Raw genomic sequence first — 20,048 nt, 5'->3', positions numbered from 1 at the left:
ACGCCCACCAGCAAGTGGTGAGCGTTAATAAATTCATAGACTTAAGTCGTTTAGGCTTTGTTAAGTCGAACGTTACTGAGCTAGACGCTGACGTACAGCTTCAAATAAACAAATACCAGAAGCCACTGAAACGTTCAGGCTCGACACGCTACCTGACATTGGAATCTTAATCAGGTCATCACAGGTTTCACGAGTTAGACGACGCATACCGTCACCTTCTGCCCCCATAACTACCGCAAGAGGACCCGTTAGCTTCGCTTGATAGATATCATGCGTTGCTTCACCTGCCGTACCCACAAACCATACGCCTTGCTCTTGCAGTGCACGCATTGTACGAGCCAGGTTAGTCACTCGTACTAGCGGAACCGTTTCTGCTGCGCCACAAGCAACCTTACTCACGGTCGCTGTTAGCGGCGAAGAGCGGTCTTTAGGTACGATAACAGCGGCTACACCTGCGGCATCTGCATTACGTAAGCAAGCACCTAGGTTGTGAGGATCTGTTACGCCGTCTAGAACCAACAGCAGAGGTTGTTCGTGCTGCGCAAGGATATCATCTAGGTGTGTTTCATTAAGCTGCTTAGCAGGCTTCACCTTAGCAATAAGACCTTGGTGATTTGCACCCTGTGCTTTTTCATCAAGCGGCTTACGGCCCATTTGCTGAATCGACACGCCAAATTGCTGCAGTTGATTCAGTAATGGAAGAAGGCGATCATCTTGACGACCTTTAAGCACGTACGCTTCAATAAAGCGCGCTGGATCTTTTTCTAGTACGGCTTTCACCGCGTGAATACCGTAAATAAATTCGTTACTCATTGTCTCTGGTTACTCTTATTGCTCAGAGATGAATGGCATCAAACCCGATGCACCCATCTCTGTGTTGTTTATTCCGAGAGCATGCATCTTCCGCCTGATACTCTCGCATTTAAATTCGTTAGACGTAAAGCCTTGCTGTCATGGTAAAACGACAACTTAAGACTTATCAGCCTTTGGCTTACGGCTTGCTGCGCGCTTTTTCTTAGCACGAGCTTTAGCAGCACCGGTTTTATTCGCTGGCTTTTTCTTCTTAGCTGAGCTTTCGCTACTTCCATCAGGTCGTTTAGTTGGTTCAACTAAAGGCGTTGCAGGTACACCCGGCTTATTGCTCTTCACCGCTGAACGCTTCTTGCTTTTCGCCTTTTTCATCGCTTCAGCTGCACGCTTCTTGGCTGTTTTACCTTTACCACGCGGCTGACGATCGGTGTCTTCTAAATCAAAGTCGATTTGACGAGTTTCTAAGTTAACCGCCGAAACCTTCACTTTAACCGAATCACCCAAGCGGTAGATATTACCTGAGCTTTCACCAACCAAACGCTGACCAACAGCATCAAATTGATAGTAGTCATTCGCTAGCGCGGAAATATGTACCAGACCATCGATGTGCAGTTCAGTTAGACGCACAAAGAAACCGAAGCCAGTCACGTTGGCAATCACGCCATCCATCACTTCACCGACATGGTCTTGCATGTATTCACATTTCAGCCAGTCGTTCACTTCACGTGTAGCATCATCAGCACGACGCTCAGTCATTGAACACTGCTCGCCGTAGAAATCCATATCATCGAAAGTGTAGTGGTAACCACCGGTTGGCGTCCAACGTTCGCTGTTACGACCTTCTTCTTTCGCAATAAGGTACTTAATCGCACGGTGCAATAACAAATCTGGGTAACGACGAATTGGCGAGGTAAAGTGAGCATAGCGTTTAAGAGCTAAACCAAAGTGACCCGCATTATCCGCGTTGTATACCGCTTGCTTCATAGAGCGCAGCAGCATAGTTTGGATTAACTCACGATCTTCACGTTCATTAATCTGCTGCATCAGTTGTGCATAGTCTACCGGAGATGGCGACAAACCACCTTCCAGTGTTAAACCTAATTCACTTAAGAAGCTCTTGAAGCCCATTAAGCGCTCTTCACCCGGAGTATCATGAACACGGTATAGAGCAGGCTCTTTGGCTTTTTCTACGTAAGACGCCGATGCGATATTTGCAAGAATCATACATTCTTCGATGATCTTGTGTGCATCGTTGCGGATTACAGGCTCAATACGGTCAATCTTACGATCCGCATTGAAGATAAACTTGGTTTCTACCGTTTCAAATTCAATCGCACCACGTTCGTCACGCGTTTTCTTAAGCACCTTGTACATCTTATGAAGCTCTTCAAGATGTGGTACTTCAGGCTCGTAACGCTCACGCAATTCTTCATTGCCATCTAAGATCGCGCCCACTTTGTTATAAGTAAGACGAGCATGAGAATTCATTACCGCTTCGTAGTGCTTGTAGCCCGACAGTTTCCCTTTGTCTGAGATAGTCATCTCACACACCATACATAAACGGTCGACTTGAGGGTTCAATGAACACAAACCATTTGAAAGTACTTCTGGTAGCATTGGTACAACTTGTGACGGGAAGTATACCGAATTACCACGGTTAATCGCTTCTTTGTCTAGCGCTGTATCTGGGCGAACGTAGTAACTTACGTCAGCAATCGCTACCCATAGACGCCAGCCGCCGCCTTTCTTCGCTTCACAGTAAACCGCATCATCGAAATCACGCGCATCTTCGCCATCAATGGTAACCAATGGTAGTTTGCGTAGATCAACACGTCCTTCTTTTGCTTCTTCAGGAACATGTTCGCCTAGGTTTTCGATTTGCTTATCTACCGCTTCAGGCCACTCTTGTGGGATCTGGTGAGTACGGATCGCGATCTGCGTTTCCATACCCGGAGCCATGTTCTCACCAAGAACTTCGGTCACTTTACCCATCATGTTACGAGAACGACCACCACGATCCGTAATTTCAATCACAACCACATTACCCATTCGAGCACCGCCTTTATGCTCAGTTGGGATTTGGATGTCGTGACTAATACGTGAATCATCAGCAACCACATAAGAATGGCCGTACTCTAAGAAGAAGCGACCTACTAGTGGTGTTTTACGCTCTTCAAGAACACGAACCAAACGCCCTTCACGACGACCACGCTTACTATTGTCTGTAGGTTGAGCCAAGACGTAATCACCGTGCATGATGGTTTTCATCTGATGATGGGGCAGCAAGATATCATTGTCTTTACCAACACTTCCGTCTGGGCGAACCCAACCATGACCGTCTTTATGACCAATCACATAGCCTTTAATCAGCTCCATCTTCTCTGGCAATGCGTAGCACTGACGACGAGTAAAGATAAGCTGTCCATCACGTTCCATTGCACGTAAACGACGACGCAGCCCTTCATACTGTTCCTCTCCAGCAAGACCCAAAGCTTCGAATAAATCGTTACGGTTCATTGGAATATTCGCTTCTGTTAGAAACGAAATAATGAACTCTCTGCTTGGAACTGGGTTTTCGTAATTTTTAGACTCTCGGTCTGCGAAAGGATCAACATTGGTTGTAGCGGTCGTATTTTCTGGCATCGGTGTGTTTTTTGACATAGGCGGGCCTGCTTAAGCAAGGAATATATATACCCCTAGTATATCTGATGCTAGGGGTAACCTACAGATATGCTTTGGAAAAGCCCAAAATAACCTCAGATTGATACATTTCTTCATTTTATGAAACATCGCTTCATAGCTACAGACTACCATCAGAATTTTAAGCAAACGATAAAACAAACGTTTGCGCCATGAATGAAATACACTATTATCCACGAACTTTACCAACACCTGTTCTGAGTATTGATATGAAACTAAAACGCACCCTACTGGCTTCAGCAATGGCAAGCCTAGCTCTATTCCCACTCGCGAGTTCAGCGATGGAAAAAGCTGACCTGATGATTACCGACGCTATGGTTCTTACCATGAACCAAGATAAAACGGTTTATGAAAGCGGTACAGTTGTTGTAAAAGACAATAAAATCATCGCTGTTGGTGATGCTTCACTAGAGAAGCAGTATAAAGCTAAACAAGTATTAGATGTTGATGGTGATATCGTGATGCCGGGTCTCATCAATACTCATACGCACGTATCAATGACAGTTTTCCGCTCACTAGCTGATGATGTGCCCGACCGTCTTCACCGCTACATTTTCCCATTAGAGAAGAAACTGGTCTCACGCGACATGGTACGTATTGGTGCTAACCTAGGTAATGTCGAAATGGTAAAGGGCGGTGTCACGACTTACGCCGACATGTACTACTTTGAAGATGAAGTAGCGAAAACCGTCGATGAGATCGGTATGCGTGCCATTCTTGGTGAAACCGTTATTAAGTTCCCAGTCGCCGATGCAGCCAATGCAGAAGAAGGCATCAAATACGCCTTGAACTTCATTGAAGAATACAAAGACCACCCGCGTATCACACCTGCCTTTGCTCCACACGCACCTTACACAAATACGACGGAGATCCTGCAGAAAATTTCTAAACTGTCTTTAGAGTTAGATGTGCCAGTGATGATTCACCTTGCAGAATCACACCGTGAAGAAGAAAAAATCGCAGAGCGTTCAGATGGGCTATCACCGGTTCAATACATGGACAGCATTGGCGCATTAAACAAAAACCTTGTTGGCGCGCACATGATCCTAGTGGATGACCATGATATCGAACTCGTGAAGAAATCAGACATGGGCGTAGCTCATAACATGAGTGCCAATATCAAATCAGCGAAAGGCGTATCCCCTGCCCTTAAGATGTACGACGAGAATGTACGTATCGGTTTAGGTACCGATGGGCCGATGTCTGGTAACACATTAAGCACCATTGATGAGTTCAACCAAGTGGCTAAAGTTCACAAGCTAGTAAACAAAGATCGTGCAGCAATGCCTCCGATCAAAGTGATCGACATGGCGACAATGGGTGCAGCAAGAGCGCTACATATGGAAGATAAGATCGGATCTATTGAAGCAGGCAAGCTTGCCGACATCATAGTGATCGACACAAAAGCGCCGAACATGGTTCCGGTATACAACCCATACTCAGCTTTAGTTTACTCTGCTAACTCTGGCAATGTTCGCCACACCATCGTTGATGGTAAGATCATCATGCAAGATCGCGACATGCTAACCGTCGATGAAGACAAGATTCGTCAAGAAGCGCTCGATTTTACCAAAATCGTCCGTAAGACGGTGATTGAATCTGGTGAAGTTGTTCAATAACGTCATCGAATGAGATAAACGGTTTTCCGTTCAGATCAAAAAAGACCGCATAGGTATTTACCTATGCGGTCTTTTTATATCGATATCTTTCTATATCAAGACAAATGATTAACGAGTGCAGTCGTTTGCCATCAACCTTAATTTATATTCGTAGTTACCAGAACACATCTCGGCGTTTTGCTCGAGCAATAATATTGTCTGGCATTCTCCGCTCCAAACCGCTTCGAAGCACAGTAATACGTTTGTGTTGCCTATCATCCGCGGTCACCGAGTTGTATAACCAGCGGTAAGCATCTTCATAATCTAACGGGCTACCGTAATCACGCAGCAAGAGTTCCGCTAAGTGAATGCTTGCACTTAGATTACCCATAGAGGCCGCTTCACGTAGGTACGGAATTGCACGCTCTTTGTCTTGTTGAACCAAGGTTCCACTAGAATAATAACGACCCAGTTGCTCTAGTGCTGCGGGTAAACCTTGATGCGCTGCGTTTTCCATATAGTAAAGACCAAGCTCTACATCTTGTGGAACACACACACCCCACGCCAGCATATCACCGTATAAAAACTCATAAGAAGGCAAGCTAATACGCGTTGCACGAGCAACGATATCTTCTACTAGCTGGCACTTATCCGATTTCACACGCTCTAGATGTCGATTATTTTCGATTAATTTAATCAGTTCAGCTTCTGTATATATTGGAACGGGCTCTCCCACATCAGCCAAATTTGCATGACTCAAGGGTGAGCTCAGCGCCATTATTAATGAAGCTGCCACAATTTGTAGCTTCATACCTGCACTCAATTATCTGTCGCTAAAGTTATCTATTTCTTATTGGCTACCGAGGTAGACGCCAAAAATAGGGTGAACTTCACTTTCCATGATATCTGTATCGGCAACAACCTTGATGCCTTTAGACAAAACTTGCCGCTAATGGGCAATATTTTGCCTGATGACGCTTAAAAGATCACCATCAAAGAGTGAGTGGCTAAATTACAGGTATTAAAAAGCCGACTTAACAAAGTCGGCTTTTAGAAAACTATTTCATTATCAGAGCACTTTAATTATCAAAGCAATGTTAGTGCTGTGGTAATCACTCAGTAGGCATTATGCGCCGTATGGGTGAACCTTGATGATAGTTTCGTTACGATCTGGGCCAGTTGATACGATATCAATTGGAACACCAGTTAGGTCTTCGATACGCTTGATGTAATCTAGAGCAGCTTGTGGAAGCGCGTCGATAGATTTAGCACCAAATGTGTTTTCAGACCAACCTGGCATTGTTTCGTAGATTGGCGTCGCTTCTTCGAATGACTCAGCAGCCATTGGAGAAACTTCTAGGATAGAACCATCTTTCATCTTGTAACCAGTACAGATTTTTAGTTCTTCTAGGCCATCTAGAACGTCTAGTTTAGTTAGACAGATACCAGATAGAGAGTTGATTTGGATTGCACGACGCATAGCGACAGCATCGAACCAACCTGTACGACGTAGACGACCAGTCGTTGCGCCAAACTCGTGACCAACATCGCCTAGGTGCTTACCAACTGGGTCTTGCTTCTCAAGGCCATCGTATAGCTCAGTTGGGAATGGACCTGAACCAACACGAGTACAGTAAGCCTTAGTAATACCAAGGATGTAACCGATGTGACGAGGACCGAAACCAGAACCTGCAGCAACACCACCAGCAGTCGTGTTAGAAGACGTTACGTATGGGTAAGTACCGTGGTCGATATCTAGTAGCGTACCTTGAGCACCTTCGAACATGATCTTGTCGCCGCGCTTACGTGCTGCGTCTAGTTCGTCAGTTACGTCGATAACCATCGCAGTTAACATGTCTGCGTAGCTCATCGCTTGCTCAAGAACTTCTTCGTAGCTTACTGTTTCAGCTTTGTAGAAATGCTCTAGTTGGAAGTTGTGGAATTCCATAACTTCTTTTAGCTTCTCAGCAAATGCTTCTTTATCGAAAAGGTCACCAACGCGTAGACCGCGACGAGCAACTTTATCTTCGTAAGCAGGGCCGATACCACGACCTGTTGTACCGATAGCTTTAGCGCCACGAGCGATTTCACGCGCGTTGTCGATAGCAATGTGGTACGGAAGAATTAGAGGACAAGCTTCAGAGATGAAAAGACGCTCACGTACTGGGATACCGCGATCTTCAAGAGGTTTCATTTCTTTAAGAAGTGCGTCAGGCGATAATACTACACCGTTGCCAATAACACATTTAACGTTATTGCGTAGGATACCTGATGGAATTAAGTGAAGAACGGTTTTTTCACCGTCAATTACAAGTGTGTGACCTGCATTGTGACCGCCTTGGTAGCGAACCACGTATTTTGCATCTTCAGTTAAAAGGTCAACGATTTTACCTTTACCTTCATCACCCCATTGGGTGCCTAGAACGACTACGTTATTTCCCATCTTTCCAATTTCTGTTGCTAATTAAAAATGGATTCTAGCACCGAATCACATTTCTTGCAGTCATTTTTTGTTCATAATTGTTAAAGCTAACGCCAAGCAAATTTGCAATGACATCGCGAAGATCCGTAAAGATGCTGATATTATTATCTTTTTACAGACTAAAGGCAGCAACATGTCTAATTCTATCTGGCTCGCAATCGGGCTTGTTCTTATCGTAGAAGGGCTTGGTCCCTTGATTGCACCCAATGGCTGGAGAAACATGGTTGCTCAGTTAAGCCAGCAGCCAGACGCTCAACTACGCCGTATAGGTGGCTGTCTTGTGGTTGCCGGTGCCGTTATCGCTTTCATGACCTACCGTTAGGTTTCTAAAGTACGGAGCTGTTGCTCGACTTCTCTTGAAGATTCAATGGTCAGTCTTCAACGAATAGAAAACAAAAAGGCTCCCATAATGGGAGCCTTTTGATTTTTAGGTACTTCGCTAATTAATGAACTAACGAATCAGCTTATTTTGCTGCTGGTACACCGCTTGATTGATTCATGTATCGGAAGAAGTCTGTCTTCGGATCCAATACTAGAATGTCGCTCTTATCGCTAAATGATGTCTCATAAGCTTGCAGTGAACGCATGAAGCCATAGAACTCAGGGTCTTTGCTAAATGCATCAGAGTAGATCTTCGCAGCTTCTGCATCAGCATCACCACGAGTCACTCGAGCAGTACGGTCAGCTTCAGCAAGAACAGTCGCTACTTCTAGCTCAGCTTGAGCACGGATAACTTCCGCTTTCTCACGACCTTGTGAACGGTGTCTACGAGCAACCGACTCACGTTCTGCACGCATACGGCGGTAGATAGATTCACTAATTTCGTCAGGAAGGTTAATCTTCTTCATTCGGAAATCAACAACTTCAACACCTAAATCAGCCATCGCACTTTCTGCCGTTCCAGACAAAACGTTTTCCATGATCTTATCGCGTTCGCCATCAACTTCTAGTGCTTCTGCAGCCGCTACCGTTGTGACGACTTCGCTATCAGCAGAGTCTGGCAGGATGTCCTTATTACGAGGGCCTGACACGATCTGCTTAATTTCACGAGAACCAATTTCAGAACGAAGAACATCTGTCACTTTACGCTCAAGAAGTGCTTCTGCCGTCATGATATTGCCACCGCCCGTACTCAGATAAAAACGTCCAAAATCAGCAATACGCCATTTTGCGTAGGTATCAATTAGAACGTCTTTTTTCTCTGATGTTACGAAACGGTCAGAACGACCATCCATCGTTTGAATACGAGCATCAAGTACTTTTACGCGATCAAACAGAGGCAGTTTAAAGTGCAGGCCTGGTTCATAGATTCGTGATACGCCGTTGTCATCGAGAACTCGACCAAAACGAATTACCATGCCACGCTCGCCTTCTTGAATCACAAATAATGACATCAATAGAAGGGCAATCGTCACAACCAATACAGGGATCATTAATTTACGCATTATTAGTATCTCCCTTGACGTGAACTGTCTGAACGAGTTTGAGAACTAGGCTTTGGATCCGCTTGGGTTTCTAACTCAATGTTATCGTAAGTTGAAGGAGCTTTTGTCGAGCGTTTACCCGACTGACCTTCACCTTGAGCGCCTAGCTTATCAATTGGTAGGTATAACAAGTTACCACTTGATTCTGAATCAATCAGAACTTTAGATGTGCTTGAGTACACTTTTTCCATTGTATCTAGGTACATACGGTTACGTGTTACTTCAGGAGCTGCTTGGTATTCAGGTAGCAGTTTCTCGAACTGAGCCACTTGACCTAGAGCACCATTCACTGTGCGCTCTGAGTAACCCACCGCTTCTTTCTTCAAACGCTCAGCACGACCTGTTGCTTTAGGAAGAATGTCATTTCGGTATGCTTCAGCTTCACGTTCAAAACGCTCTTCATCCTCACGAGCCGCAATAGCATCATCAAATGCATCTTTCACTTGCTCAGGTGGACGTGCTGACTGGAAGTTCACGTCAACAATCAGAATACCCATGTCGTAGCTATCAATAATACGGTTCAACGTTTCTTGAGTGCTTTGACGAATCTCCTGACGACCACTTGTTAGGATACTATCCATTAGTGAGTCACCAATTACCGCACGAAGCGCAGAATCGGTTGCTTGGCGTAAACTATCGTCTGCATTCGTTACACGATACAAGTACTTGTATGGGTCAGAAACACGGTATTGAACACCCATTTCAACGGTCACAACGTTTTCATCTTTCGTTAGCATCGTGCCAGCAGCACGTAGAGAACGAATCGCTTGAACGTTTACCAGTTGCTCATCTTTGATTTCATCGATAAAGCGTGGGTGCCAGTTAAGACCAGGTTCCTCGATACGGTCGAACTGACCCAGTCGAAGTACTACTGCTCTTTCTGCTTCGCCAACGGTGTAGAAACCAGCGAAGAACCAGATAGCAATCGCAATGACAGCAATGACACCAAAGCCAATCGCACCGCCACCACCAATAGATGGCCCGTTACCGTTGCCACCTTTTTTACCAAACTTGCCACCTAACTTTTGACTTAGTTTACTAAACACTTCGTCTAAGTCTGGCGGTCCTTGATCTCGGCCGCCGCGATTATTGTTCTTACCCCAAGGGTCATTATCGCGGCCGTTATTATCGCCGTTGTTGTTATTTCCAGGCTCATTCCACGCCATTAGAAAGCTCCATCATTTGATATGACGTTATACTGTAGCAGTCTCTTTGGTAACGATAAAGTCACCTAAGAGCGCCCCTTCTCTTTTTTCAAGTTTAGACCAATCTATTTGTTGCATTCGGATATCTATCAACAAGTTACCATTTTCATCATACTCTTCCTGTTGAATACATTTCATCTCAAAGAATAAGCTGCGAATACGGCCCTGATGTTGATGTGGAATACACAACCGGAATTGAACCATCTGACTCGCTAAACGCTCAGTTAAAGCTTCAAACAGCAGTTCAATACCTTCTCCTTCCATTGCAGAAACCCAAACAGCGCGAGGTGCGCCCTCTTCGTCTCTTTCAATTCGAGGTTTTTGGTCTTCCATGCAGTCAATTTTGTTCATGACTACAAGGGTTGGCACTTCATGAGCATCGATTTCTTCTAATACTTCATGAACAGCCTGAATGTTCTCACGAAAGCGGTCATCACTGGCATCAACAACATGTAACAAAATGTCAGCTTCCTGCGTCTCTTGTAACGTAGCCTTGAACGCAGCGACCAGATCGTGCGGTAGATGACGGATAAAACCTACGGTATCTGCGAGAATTGCAGGCCCGACATCTGCCAATTCAATCTTACGTAGTGTTGGGTCTAGGGTTGCAAACAGTTGGTCTGCCGCATAAACACCTGCACTAGTGATTCGATTGAAAAGTGTTGATTTCCCTGCGTTGGTATAACCAACCAAAGAAATTGTTGGGATTTCAGCTCGATTACGAGCACGTCGTCCTTGTTCACGCTGCTTAGCCACTTTCGCTAAACGACGTAATATCGCTTTTATACGGTCACGCAACAAACGTCGATCGGTTTCCAGTTGAGTTTCACCTGGACCACGAAGACCAATACCACCTTTCTGCCTTTCAAGGTGAGTCCAACCACGAATCAATCGGGTAGAGATATGACGAAGCTGAGCGAGCTCAACTTGTAGCTTACCTTCATGAGTTCGCGCACGTTGTGCAAAAATATCTAAGATCAAACCCGTGCGATCAATCACACGACATTTACACAATTGCTCGAGGTTGCGCTCTTGGGCAGGAGAGAGGGAGTGGTTAAAAATCACAATTTCAGCACCGGTCAGCTGAACAGCTTGTGCGATTTCTAGGGCTTTACCTTCTCCAACGTAGTATTTAGGGAGTGGGGATTGTCGGCTACCAGTAATCACTTGTAGCGTTTCTACCCCCGCTGAGGAGACCAGCATTTCACACTCGCTTAGGTCTTCCCATTCTCCCTCTTGCGTGAAGTTGATATGAACAAGTACGGCTCGCTCGCCGGATTCATAACGGTCAAACAAGCAACCAACTCCTTATTACAGCGCAAGCTGTATTATTTGAACGATTAATCTTCAGTCTTCTCTGGACGATCAGATGGCGCACGTTGCTCGCCGCTGTGGTGACTAACTGCACGAGCAGGAACCACAGTAGAGATCGCATGCTTGTAAACCATTTGGTTTACTGTGTTCTTCAATAAGATCACGAATTGATCGAAAGACTCGATCTGACCTTGCAGCTTGATGCCGTTAACAAGATAGATAGAGACTGGAATGCGCTCACGACGGAGTGCATTTAGGAATGGGTCTTGTAGCGATTGCCCCTTAGCCATTTTATTTTCCTTATTTATATTTTGTTGTAATTATTTAGCTAGTGGTGCACAAAAAGGTGCGGCCTTTGCATCTGAGCTAAACGAATAAAAAAACTCCGTTGTTATTGAAAGGCTGTGATTTTTAAAAGCCTCAATAACTGATCCTTTCCAGAGTATATTCACGCAAAAGCGATCACATTATACACAGCAATACTAATCAGATGCTATTGCATCTGAAAGAGTTTCTAACGCGTGTTCAATGTTTTCGCTATCTAACCAAGTTAAATCATCCCAACTGCGTAACCAGGTGATTTGTCGCTTGGCCAATTGACGGGTTGCACAGACACCACGGAAAACCGCTTCGTCTAAATCACAATTCCCATCTAAATAATCCCACATCTGCCTATAACCAACGCATCGGATCGATGGCAGTTCAGGATGAAGATCTTCTCTGGCGTACAACGCCTTCATTTCATCTTCAAAACCCGCTTCTATCATCTTTTCGAAACGCAGCTCAATGCGGCGATGGAGTTCTTTCCTTTCCTTGGGAGCTATTGCAAATTGTTTTACACGAAATGGCAGGCTATCGCCTTTCGTTTGAGTTAGCTCTGTTAATGTTTTACCCGAAATTCGGTAAACTTCCAATGCCCTTGAAAGCCTTTGTGGATCATTTGGGTGTATTCTTTCAGCGGATACGGGATCTATCTCTCTTAATTGATCGTGCAATGCCTGCCAACCCTGTTCAATAGACTCCGCTTCAATCTGCTTACGAATCTCTTGATCCGCTGCTGGTAGCGGCGATAAACCTTCCAACAATGCCTTGTAGTAAAGCATTGTGCCACCAACAAGTAGCGGGATTTTGCCTTCCGCTACAATGGCATTCATTTCATTGATCGCATCACGACGAAAATCTGCCGCAGAATACGCTTCGCTTGGATCAAGAATATCAATCAAGCGATGAGGCGCGAGCGCAAGCTCTTCCGCATCCGGTTTAGCGGTGCCGATATCCATGTCTTTGTAGACCAATGCCGAATCGACACTGATGATCTCTACCGGATACTTCTGACGTAAGCGGATAGCTAAATCTGTTTTTCCTGATGCCGTTGGGCCCATTAAAAACAACGCTAAAGGTAATTTTTCAGTCATGATATTTTGTATTGGTTTCTCTGTTATAGCGCTTTATAGCAAAGGGCTTTCTTGTCGCAAAAATACGTATCGTTGCGAAGATCAATGTCGTCGCAAAAAGTTAAACCGTAAATAAACTTAAGTCTTTAAATCGATCAACGACTAAGCCATAAAAGCCGCGATGGTCGCTGAAAAGTCGATAGGATTAACAAATTCTGGATCATCTAATGGAAGTAGACCATGCCAAAGTTGTTCAAGTTCCCCAACTAGTTGAACAGCTTCAGATAAAGTGTAGTCGCTTTTTACTTGTGCAGTTTGAATCCCGATCCAGTTAACCAGTAATGGCAACGTATCGTTAGAAAAGCTGTGACCTTGAGTTTCCGAGACCTGAGCGTTTATTGAAGCCGCGTACGATAACAGATCTGGGATCAAAATTTGTAAGTTTTGCTGCCTCAGAGGAGAAGGAACTCCCATCACCATTATCGCTTCGTTATTCCTAGCTTTAAGCTCGATACCAAGCACGGACAGCATTGGCCTTAGCGCCTTAGCGACACCGACTAAATCAGCGCCCAATTTGATTGATAAAGGCACCAACAGCGGCTGGCTTTTTAACGCCCCTTCTCGAGTATCAAGTTGGCCAATCACACGTAGTAATTCCGCTTTGGCTAAAGACACCAATACGCTGCCGTTTTTGTTTCCCATCACCAAATATTGGCGTTCTACTACCGAGACTGCTTTGCCCAAGTCCGTCACAGGCGCTCTTGGCTTTGAATAAACAGGACTCTGTTGAGCAGGTTTAGTTTCTATATTGTCTATGTTATCTCTGGTTTGTACTGGTGCCACATGCTCTTGAGAAGATAATGGAGCTACAACTTGAACATCAAAATCTGGCGTTTTCAACAGCTCTTTATAGGCTTTGACTTCGCGCTTTGAAGGCGCTGGCTCGGCATGATGTTGGTTGGGTTCTTTTTCTTTTCTCGGAGCAGGTCGAGACTCAGTCCACTCTTGACGAGGAGAACCTGTAAAACTGGTTTCGCGAGCCGACGGATCTATTTTAGAGGACGAATCTCTGCTAGACGATGAACCTCGGTTTTCTGGAGAGCCATAGTGTTGCCCAGCATCATTAACGCTGCACTGAGGGTTATCATAAACCTGCTCAGATTCGGCTTTTCTTGGGTAGGCTGGCGTCTGCTCAATGGCATGTCGCAGCCTCTCAGAGATCTGTGTTTGATCCGAATTAGTCGTCGCGGTGCTTTCTGGTTCAGAGAAAGTCGCAACATCCCCTGTTTCAGACATCGAACTATCTTGCTGATAATTTGGGGCTTCTGATTGATGAAATGCGGATTGATTAATTGGTGCTGCATCAATTTGTTTGCTTTGTGCTAAGCCATCACTCAACGCTTGGTAGATAAAGTCGTGTACAAGGCGGGCTTGATGGAAGCGCACTTCATGCTTTGCTGGATGAACATTCACATCTACTTGATGCGGGTCTAATTCAATAAACAACACATACGTCGCAAATTGGTCTGGGCGCAGGCTAGTTTCATAGCTTTGACGAATCGCATGATTGATCAGCTTGTCACGCATCATACGGCCATTCACATAGCAGTACTGTAGATCGCTTTGTTGTCTTGCCCCTTCTGGCGTGGTGATCCAGCCATGCAGTTTTAGACCTTGATGCTCTAACTCAATCTTCAGCATATGACGAACAAAAGGATTTCCACATACCGCAGCGATGCGTTTTTCTGCTTGAACTTGTGTTTTTGCAGCGCGGTACTGACGAATCATCTTACCGTTATGGCGCAGGTTTATCGTCACATCAAAGCGACTCAATGCGATACGTTTAAGCAGCTCATCAATATGCGTGAATTCGGTTTTCTCAGTGCGTAAGAACTTGCGGCGTGCTGGTGTGTTGAAGAACAGGTCCAACACCTCAACCGAAGTACCAATAGGATGCGCGGCAGGCTGCAGTTTCACCTGCATATCACGACCTTCACTGTGCGCTGCCCAAGCTTGATCTTGAGTCGCAGGGCGTGAAGTCATGGTTAAGCGTGCAACAGAGCTGATACTCGCGAGCGCTTCACCACGAAAACCAAGGCTGACGATCGCCTCGAGGTCATCTAGAGTATGGATCTTCGAGGTAGCATGACGACTCAGCGCCAAGGCAAGCTCATCTTTAACGATGCCCTTGCCGTTGTCACGAACTCGGATCATCTTGGCGCCACCTTTCTCGATATCAATATCGATACGAGTGGCACCTGAATCCAAACTGTTCTCAACCAACTCTTTCACAACAGAAGCTGGTCTTTCTACCACCTCACCCGCTGCGATTTGGTTAGCTAACCGAGCTGGCAGTATTTTGATCGTCATATTTATAGCTACCTTACTGCCATTGATGGAAACATGTCTGCGTTAAAAGGCTTATTTGTGCGGAATAATCAGCACCTGACCCACCGCTAGGCTGTCAGACCGTAGGTTATTTGCTTGGCGAATGCTGTTGACGCTCACACCGTATTTAGAAGCAATCTTACCTAGGTAGTCTCCTCTTGCGACTTTATGTTTGCGCAGAGGTACGTCTTTAACTTCAACCGTAATACGTAGCTTCTGTCCTACTCTTACGGTTTCAGACTTCAAGCGGTTCTCACGTTTGATATCTGCAACCCGTACTTTGTAACGGCTGGCTATCTTGCCTAGGTACTCTCCAGACTTAACCGTGTGGGTTATGGTCTTAGTTTTCACTGCACTGCTTGATGATGAACCTGAAGCGCTGCTTGGGATCTTAAGTACTTGACCGATCGCTAGGCTGCTCGATTTTAGGTTATTGAGTTTCATCAAGGTCTGTGTCGACGTGCCATACTTGCTCGCAATCACCGATAAAGACTCACCACGAGACACTTTATGTTGGCTCACACCACCCGTTGATGACGTTGCATTAGACAAGATAATCCCTTCTGGAGGATTAGCCTTCAAATACTTAACCACAGCCTTAGTCACTGCTCGCGCTAGTTTGTCTTGGTGCGAACGTTGGAAAAGAAGTTTCTCTTCGGTCGGGTTTGAAATAAAGCCCGTCTCGACCAATACCGATGGTATCTGTGGTGAACGTAATACCGCCAAACTTGTATTGATTGGCTTGCTGTTATGAAGCTTAGCGACCTTACCCATCTCAGAAAGAATAGTCGTTGCCAGCTTATAGCCCTCTTTCTGTGAGTGGCTGAACTGCAAATCAAGCAGAGTTTGGTTTACGTTTTTGTCATCAATATTGCCAGTGAAAGCTGCACCGCTACCACCGAGCAATTCAGACTGTTTCTCTTTGTTCTCGATCCAGCGCGAGATCTCTGTATTGGCGCGTCGAGTATTCAACACAAACACCGAACCACCTCGTGGTTGAGGAGTCGTAAACGCATCCGCGTGAATAGAGATAAACAAGTGAGCTTCATTTTCACGAGCAATCGCAACACGTCGGTTAAGGTTTACAAAGTAATCAGCATTACGGGTCATGCGAGTTTTGATCCCAGGAACCGCATTCAATTGTGCAGCAAGCTTACGAGAAATACTCAGAGTTGCATTCTTTTCATACTTACGACTTGGACCAATAGAGCCAGGATCCTCACCACCATGACCAGGGTCGATCACAATCAGAATGTCTTTCTGACGTTTAACCTGATTAATATTTTTGCTGACCGTTGGCTGACTCGGCTTCGATGTTGTTGTTCCCTTGCTTGTCGCACCATGAGGGAAGTCAATCACCAAACGGTGCCCATACTGACCACCAGGAGTCGGGCTCAGTTTAAACAAATCAGCTTTAGAGGATTTCTTCAACTCGAAAACTAAGCGATAGGTGTTTTTGTCTGGCGGGGAGCTCTTACGAACTTTCGACAGAACGGGACTATCCTTCACCACAACAGGTAACTTGGTCGCAAGATTGGTATGTTTTAAATCGACAACTAATCGACTCGGGCTACTCAAAGTAAAATAGCTAAAGTCCGCTTCTGATTTAAGGTCGATAACCACACGAGTTTCTTCAGGTGAAGGCCAAACCCTCAACCCTTTCAGCGAGTTTGCAGAAACAAGTGAAGAAAACAGTAACGAAAAAACAGCAGCCATTACAGCTACTGATGAAAAAAGGCGTTTAGAAATCAACATAACTCCAACTGACTAAGTAAGCGCTGTCCGTATTCACTATTTGCGGTTAAAGAAACAATACGGTGATCGTCTTGGTAACGAATATCAATGTCCAAATCTGCTTCTGGTAGCATCCCATAGCCTTTCTCAGGCCATTCAACCAAACAGATGGCGTCTGGAGTAAAGTAATCACGGATACCCATGAACTCTAACTCTTCAGGATCGGCCAAGCGATAAAGGTCAAAGTGGTACACCTGCCAATCTGCAAGTTGGTAAGGTTCAACTAGAGTGTACGTTGGGCTCTTTACATTTCCTTGATGGCCAAGTGCTTTTACAAAGCCACGACTGAATGTCGTTTTTCCTGCGCCAAGATCACCATGCAAATAGATGGTTGTTTGCTGTGAGCAAAGATTTGAAAGCTCCGTACCTAGTTGAATCGTGGCTTGCTCATCTTTCAAAGTAAATTGTTTCGTGCTCATGAATACGTTCTCTAAAAATCGATCGTTGACTATATAAAAATCAAAAGAACAAGAATAGTAAACCGTGATGCTTTTGGGAGACAAGCACTCAAGTGTAAGTTCTATGAAAAAATACGAATCAAAGCGCGTCTGTTCTGGTTAATATCGCAAAGATCCGTTAAGATCCGCCCCCATTTTTGCCGAACCTAATTTTAATTAGCCTTATCTTTATAAGAATCAAGCCATGAATCTAGACCATCTTGCTGAAAAAATTAAAATCTGGGGAAAAGAGCTCGGCTTTCAAAAAGTGGGCATTTGTGATGTTGACTTAACTGAACACGAAGCGCCCCTGCAAGCATGGCTAGATGCTGGCAACCACGGTGAAATGGATTGGATGGCTCGGCATGGAATGATGCGTGCGCGTCCAGATGAACTTCACCCAGGGACCATTCGAGTGATCAGCGCTAGAATGAATTACCTACCACCAGAAGCTCAGTTTGCATCCAACCTCAGCGATACCACTCAAGGCTATATCAGCCGTTATTCTTTAGGCCGCGATTATCACAAATTGTTCCGTAACCAATTGAAAAAGCTGGGGCAAAGAATTGAGAAAGAAGTTGAGGGGTTAGACTCACGCCCTTTCGTCGACTCAGCGCCTATTTTAGAAAGACCATTGGCTCAAAAAGCTGGATTAGGCTGGACTGGTAAACACTCTTTAATTCTGGATAAAGACGCTGGGTCTTGGTTTTTCCTAGGCGAGCTGTTAGTTAACATTCCTCTGCCAGTCGATACACCGAGTGTCAATGAATGTGGGAAATGTACCGCATGTATCACATCTTGCCCAACAGGTGCCATTATCGCCGACGGTGTTGTCGATGCACGTAAGTGTATTTCTTATCTCACCATTGAATACGATGGCGTTATACCAGAAGAGTACAGAGAAGCCATTGGTAACCGAATCTACGGCTGTGATGATTGCCAACTGGTTTGCCCGTGGAACCGTCATGCCGATATCACAGAGCAAACAGACTTTCACCGAAGAGAAGATTTCAAAGAGGCCGATCTCGTTTCACTTTCAAGCTGGGATGAAGCTACCTTTCTAAAGAAAATGGAAGGTTCCGCAATAAGACGTATCGGCCACACCCAGTGGTTACGTAATATTTTTGTCTCAATGGGCAATGCACCTTTTCAACAACGTATTATTGAAGCACTCGAATCACACCGAGGCCAAAATGAGATGTTAGATGTCCACATTGAATGGGCTTTGGATAAACAACTACAGCAGTTACCCAGCGCTAACAGCGTGCAAGAAGGTAACAGCAAAATCTCCACCAAAAAGCACCGACTGATACGTATTGTTGAGAAAGGCCTACCAAGAGACGCCTAGCCCTTTAGGAACCAACGATTGGCTAGTTAACCTACCTAAATAGTCCAATATTTAAGACAACCCGTTGCACATAATATTAGAACAATGTTTGACCTTGTTCTCAATTTTGGCAATGTGGAAAAAATTAAAATATTTCGTAAACTTTCAACACCCGCGTAAAGTTAAACACAAAGCCCATAAATGATTAAGATCAAAAAACAACAAGTTAACGATCTTTAACTCAATCTCAAGCCAAGCTACAACTCAATATAAAACAACAAGTTACAGAACCCTGCGTTTTACTAACGCATTGAAATAAAGAAAGATCTTTTTGAGATATATAAAGAATTAGGTCTGAAATAACTTTATCAACCAAGTTATCCACACAGTGTTATTTGTGGATAAGTCTGTTTATAGATGTGAAAAACCTCAAGTATCTGCTTCAGAGGCCTGATGTTTACTAGCATTCCAGTTGCTAAGAAAAATTTAAGACAAAAAAATATCCACCATGATGGAGGATTATTTGCTTTTTTGGGGGATTATGCTTCGCAGCATTAAAGAAAGAGCGTGACCGGTAAGGTCGTCTTTAAACACTGTGGTTTAAAGAGTGTTGTTTACCATTGAGAGTAAACTGGAGCGATACATCGGGTTCGAACCGATGACCTCAACCTTGGCAAGGTTGCGCTCTACCAACTGAGCTAGTATCGCATGAGCTAACCGTTAATCTTGTGTGCTCAGAAGCATCAATTAACGTTCAACTGTAATGTGGTTGCGGGAGCCGGATTTGAACCGACGACCTTCGGGTTATGAGCCCGACGAGCTACCAAACTGCTCCATCCCGCGTCCGGATGCATTGTTTAAGACAATGACTCTATTCCCAACATCAATCCTAAGAAAGAAATTGGAGCGATACATCGGGTTCGAACCGATGACCTCAACCTTGGCAAGGTTGCGCTCTACCAACTGAGCTAGTATCGCATAAGCTAACCGTTCATCTTTCTGCTAAGAAGCATCAATCAACGTTCAACTGTAATGTGGTTGCGGGAGCCGGATTTGAACCGACGACCTTCGGGTTATGAGCCCGACGAGCTACCAAACTGCTCCATCCCGCGTCC

15 protein-coding genes and 4 tRNA genes are annotated in these 20,048 nt (G+C 44.9%); 3 read left to right on the top strand and 16 right to left on the bottom strand.

Annotation, left to right across the window (positions count from 1 at the left end; translation table 11 throughout):
* Positions 1 to 72: 72 nt before the first annotated feature.
* Together rlmB and rnr are read right to left on the bottom strand one after the other, a co-directional pair.
* Positions 73 to 813 carry a 23S rRNA (guanosine(2251)-2'-O)-methyltransferase RlmB gene (gene rlmB / locus IHV80_RS01420; protein ID WP_004735856.1) on the bottom strand — a complete coding sequence of 247 codons (741 nt, stop codon included), beginning with the start codon at positions 811 to 813 and terminating at the stop codon, positions 73 to 75.
* A 156-nt stretch (positions 814 to 969) separates the two neighbouring features.
* Positions 970 to 3,471: a ribonuclease R gene (rnr, locus tag IHV80_RS01415; protein WP_192889833.1), complete on the bottom strand. Its 2,502-nt coding sequence runs from the start codon at positions 3,469 to 3,471 to the stop codon at positions 970 to 972.
* Between the two features lie 248 nt (positions 3,472 to 3,719).
* Here rnr and IHV80_RS01410 point away from each other — a divergent pair, with 248 nt between their 5' ends.
* Positions 3,720 to 5,129 (top strand): amidohydrolase, encoded by a 1,410-nt coding sequence (locus IHV80_RS01410; protein WP_192889832.1) that lies wholly within the window; start codon positions 3,720 to 3,722, stop codon positions 5,127 to 5,129.
* Positions 5,130 to 5,283: 154 nt separating this feature from the next.
* Here the strand turns inward: IHV80_RS01410 and motX are convergent, their stop codons facing one another.
* The gene (gene motX / locus IHV80_RS01405) at positions 5,284 to 5,919 is read right to left on the bottom strand and encodes a flagellar protein MotX (RefSeq protein ID WP_192889831.1); all 636 of its coding nucleotides are present in this window, start codon (positions 5,917 to 5,919) and stop codon (positions 5,284 to 5,286) included.
* Between the two features lie 315 nt (positions 5,920 to 6,234).
* Positions 6,235 to 7,551, bottom strand: coding sequence for an adenylosuccinate synthase (locus IHV80_RS01400; RefSeq protein WP_017078237.1), 1,317 nt, complete (start codon positions 7,549 to 7,551; stop codon positions 6,235 to 6,237).
* A gap of 172 nt (positions 7,552 to 7,723) precedes the next feature.
* Between IHV80_RS01400 and IHV80_RS01395 the strand changes: the two genes are divergently transcribed.
* Entirely contained in the window at positions 7,724 to 7,912 is a 189-nt protein-coding gene (locus tag IHV80_RS01395; protein WP_065104324.1) for a DUF2065 domain-containing protein, read from the top strand.
* 142 nt (positions 7,913 to 8,054) lie between these two features.
* On the opposite strand, the gene hflC is transcribed toward IHV80_RS01395, so the two are convergent.
* The 8 genes from hflC to tsaE form a co-directional block, all read right to left on the bottom strand.
* Entirely contained in the window at positions 8,055 to 9,035 is a 981-nt protein-coding gene (hflC, locus tag IHV80_RS01390) for a protease modulator HflC (protein WP_192889830.1), read from the bottom strand.
* A gap of 2 nt (positions 9,036 to 9,037) precedes the next feature.
* The gene (gene hflK / locus IHV80_RS01385; protein WP_192889829.1) at positions 9,038 to 10,240 is read right to left on the bottom strand and encodes an FtsH protease activity modulator HflK; all 1,203 of its coding nucleotides are present in this window, start codon (positions 10,238 to 10,240) and stop codon (positions 9,038 to 9,040) included.
* A 27-nt stretch (positions 10,241 to 10,267) separates the two neighbouring features.
* A complete protein-coding gene (gene hflX / locus IHV80_RS01380) occupies positions 10,268 to 11,575 on the bottom strand; it encodes a ribosome rescue GTPase HflX (RefSeq protein WP_017107433.1) in 1,308 nt (435 codons plus the stop codon).
* 44 nt (positions 11,576 to 11,619) lie between these two features.
* Positions 11,620 to 11,883: an RNA chaperone Hfq gene (gene hfq / locus IHV80_RS01375; RefSeq protein ID WP_010434097.1), complete on the bottom strand. Its 264-nt coding sequence runs from the start codon at positions 11,881 to 11,883 to the stop codon at positions 11,620 to 11,622.
* Positions 11,884 to 12,075: 192 nt separating this feature from the next.
* Positions 12,076 to 13,008 (bottom strand): tRNA (adenosine(37)-N6)-dimethylallyltransferase MiaA, encoded by a 933-nt coding sequence (gene miaA, locus IHV80_RS01370; protein ID WP_102435985.1) that lies wholly within the window; start codon positions 13,006 to 13,008, stop codon positions 12,076 to 12,078.
* A 141-nt stretch (positions 13,009 to 13,149) separates the two neighbouring features.
* Positions 13,150 to 15,357, bottom strand: coding sequence for a DNA mismatch repair endonuclease MutL (gene mutL, locus IHV80_RS01365; RefSeq protein ID WP_192889828.1), 2,208 nt, complete (start codon positions 15,355 to 15,357; stop codon positions 13,150 to 13,152).
* A 51-nt stretch (positions 15,358 to 15,408) separates the two neighbouring features.
* Complete coding sequence (locus IHV80_RS01360) at positions 15,409 to 17,130, bottom strand: N-acetylmuramoyl-L-alanine amidase (protein ID WP_192889827.1); 1,722 nt, start codon at positions 17,128 to 17,130, stop codon at positions 15,409 to 15,411.
* Positions 17,124 to 17,588: a tRNA (adenosine(37)-N6)-threonylcarbamoyltransferase complex ATPase subunit type 1 TsaE gene (tsaE, locus tag IHV80_RS01355; protein WP_004735870.1), complete on the bottom strand. Its 465-nt coding sequence runs from the start codon at positions 17,586 to 17,588 to the stop codon at positions 17,124 to 17,126. Before tsaE ends, IHV80_RS01360 begins: the two co-directional genes overlap by 7 nt.
* 223 nt (positions 17,589 to 17,811) lie before the next feature.
* On the opposite strand from tsaE, the gene queG reads away from it, so the two are divergent.
* A complete protein-coding gene (gene queG / locus IHV80_RS01350; RefSeq protein WP_192889826.1) occupies positions 17,812 to 18,954 on the top strand; it encodes a tRNA epoxyqueuosine(34) reductase QueG in 1,143 nt (380 codons plus the stop codon).
* 611 nt (positions 18,955 to 19,565) lie between these two features.
* On the opposite strand, the gene IHV80_RS01345 is transcribed toward queG, so the two are convergent.
* The 4 genes from IHV80_RS01345 to IHV80_RS01330 all read right to left on the bottom strand — a co-directional run bounded on the left by IHV80_RS01345 (position 19,566) and on the right by IHV80_RS01330 (position 20,045).
* Positions 19,566 to 19,641: transfer RNA gene (locus IHV80_RS01345), tRNA-Gly, on the bottom strand.
* 58 nt (positions 19,642 to 19,699) lie between these two features.
* Positions 19,700 to 19,776 (bottom strand) — tRNA-Met (locus tag IHV80_RS01340).
* A 59-nt stretch (positions 19,777 to 19,835) separates the two neighbouring features.
* Positions 19,836 to 19,911: transfer RNA gene (locus IHV80_RS01335), tRNA-Gly, on the bottom strand.
* Positions 19,912 to 19,968: 57 nt separating this feature from the next.
* A tRNA-Met gene (locus IHV80_RS01330) sits at positions 19,969 to 20,045 on the bottom strand.
* Positions 20,046 to 20,048 lie beyond the last annotated feature (3 nt).

This window comes from Vibrio bathopelagicus (genome assembly GCF_014879975.1).
Classification (GTDB): Bacteria; Pseudomonadota; Gammaproteobacteria; order Enterobacterales; family Vibrionaceae; genus Vibrio; species Vibrio bathopelagicus.
Note: the sequence above shows the minus strand (reverse complement) of the source record. Positions and strands in the feature narration are given on the sequence as shown.

What these genes read in the sequence shown, in the direction of transcription:
- rlmB (WP_004735856.1), bottom strand. Translation starts at nt 813, where the DNA reads ATGAGTAACGAATTTATTTACGGTATTCACGCGGTGAAAGCCGTACTA.
- rnr (WP_192889833.1), bottom strand. Translation starts at nt 3,471, where the DNA reads ATGTCAAAAAACACACCGATGCCAGAAAATACGACCGCTACAACCAAT.
- IHV80_RS01410 (WP_192889832.1), top strand. Translation starts at nt 3,720, where the DNA reads ATGAAACTAAAACGCACCCTACTGGCTTCAGCAATGGCAAGCCTAGCT.
- motX (WP_192889831.1), bottom strand. Translation starts at nt 5,919, where the DNA reads ATGAAGCTACAAATTGTGGCAGCTTCATTAATAATGGCGCTGAGCTCA.
- IHV80_RS01400 (WP_017078237.1), bottom strand. Translation starts at nt 7,551, where the DNA reads ATGGGAAATAACGTAGTCGTTCTAGGCACCCAATGGGGTGATGAAGGT.
- IHV80_RS01395 (WP_065104324.1), top strand. Translation starts at nt 7,724, where the DNA reads ATGTCTAATTCTATCTGGCTCGCAATCGGGCTTGTTCTTATCGTAGAA.
- hflC (WP_192889830.1), bottom strand. Translation starts at nt 9,035, where the DNA reads ATGCGTAAATTAATGATCCCTGTATTGGTTGTGACGATTGCCCTTCTA.
- hflK (WP_192889829.1), bottom strand. Translation starts at nt 10,240, where the DNA reads ATGGCGTGGAATGAGCCTGGAAATAACAACAACGGCGATAATAACGGC.
- hfq (WP_010434097.1), bottom strand. Translation starts at nt 11,883, where the DNA reads ATGGCTAAGGGGCAATCGCTACAAGACCCATTCCTAAATGCACTCCGT.
- miaA (WP_102435985.1), bottom strand. Translation starts at nt 13,008, where the DNA reads ATGACTGAAAAATTACCTTTAGCGTTGTTTTTAATGGGCCCAACGGCA.
- mutL (WP_192889828.1), bottom strand. Translation starts at nt 15,357, where the DNA reads ATGACGATCAAAATACTGCCAGCTCGGTTAGCTAACCAAATCGCAGCG.
- IHV80_RS01360 (WP_192889827.1), bottom strand. Translation starts at nt 17,130, where the DNA reads ATGTTGATTTCTAAACGCCTTTTTTCATCAGTAGCTGTAATGGCTGCT.
- tsaE (WP_004735870.1), bottom strand. Translation starts at nt 17,588, where the DNA reads ATGAGCACGAAACAATTTACTTTGAAAGATGAGCAAGCCACGATTCAA.
- queG (WP_192889826.1), top strand. Translation starts at nt 17,812, where the DNA reads ATGAATCTAGACCATCTTGCTGAAAAAATTAAAATCTGGGGAAAAGAG.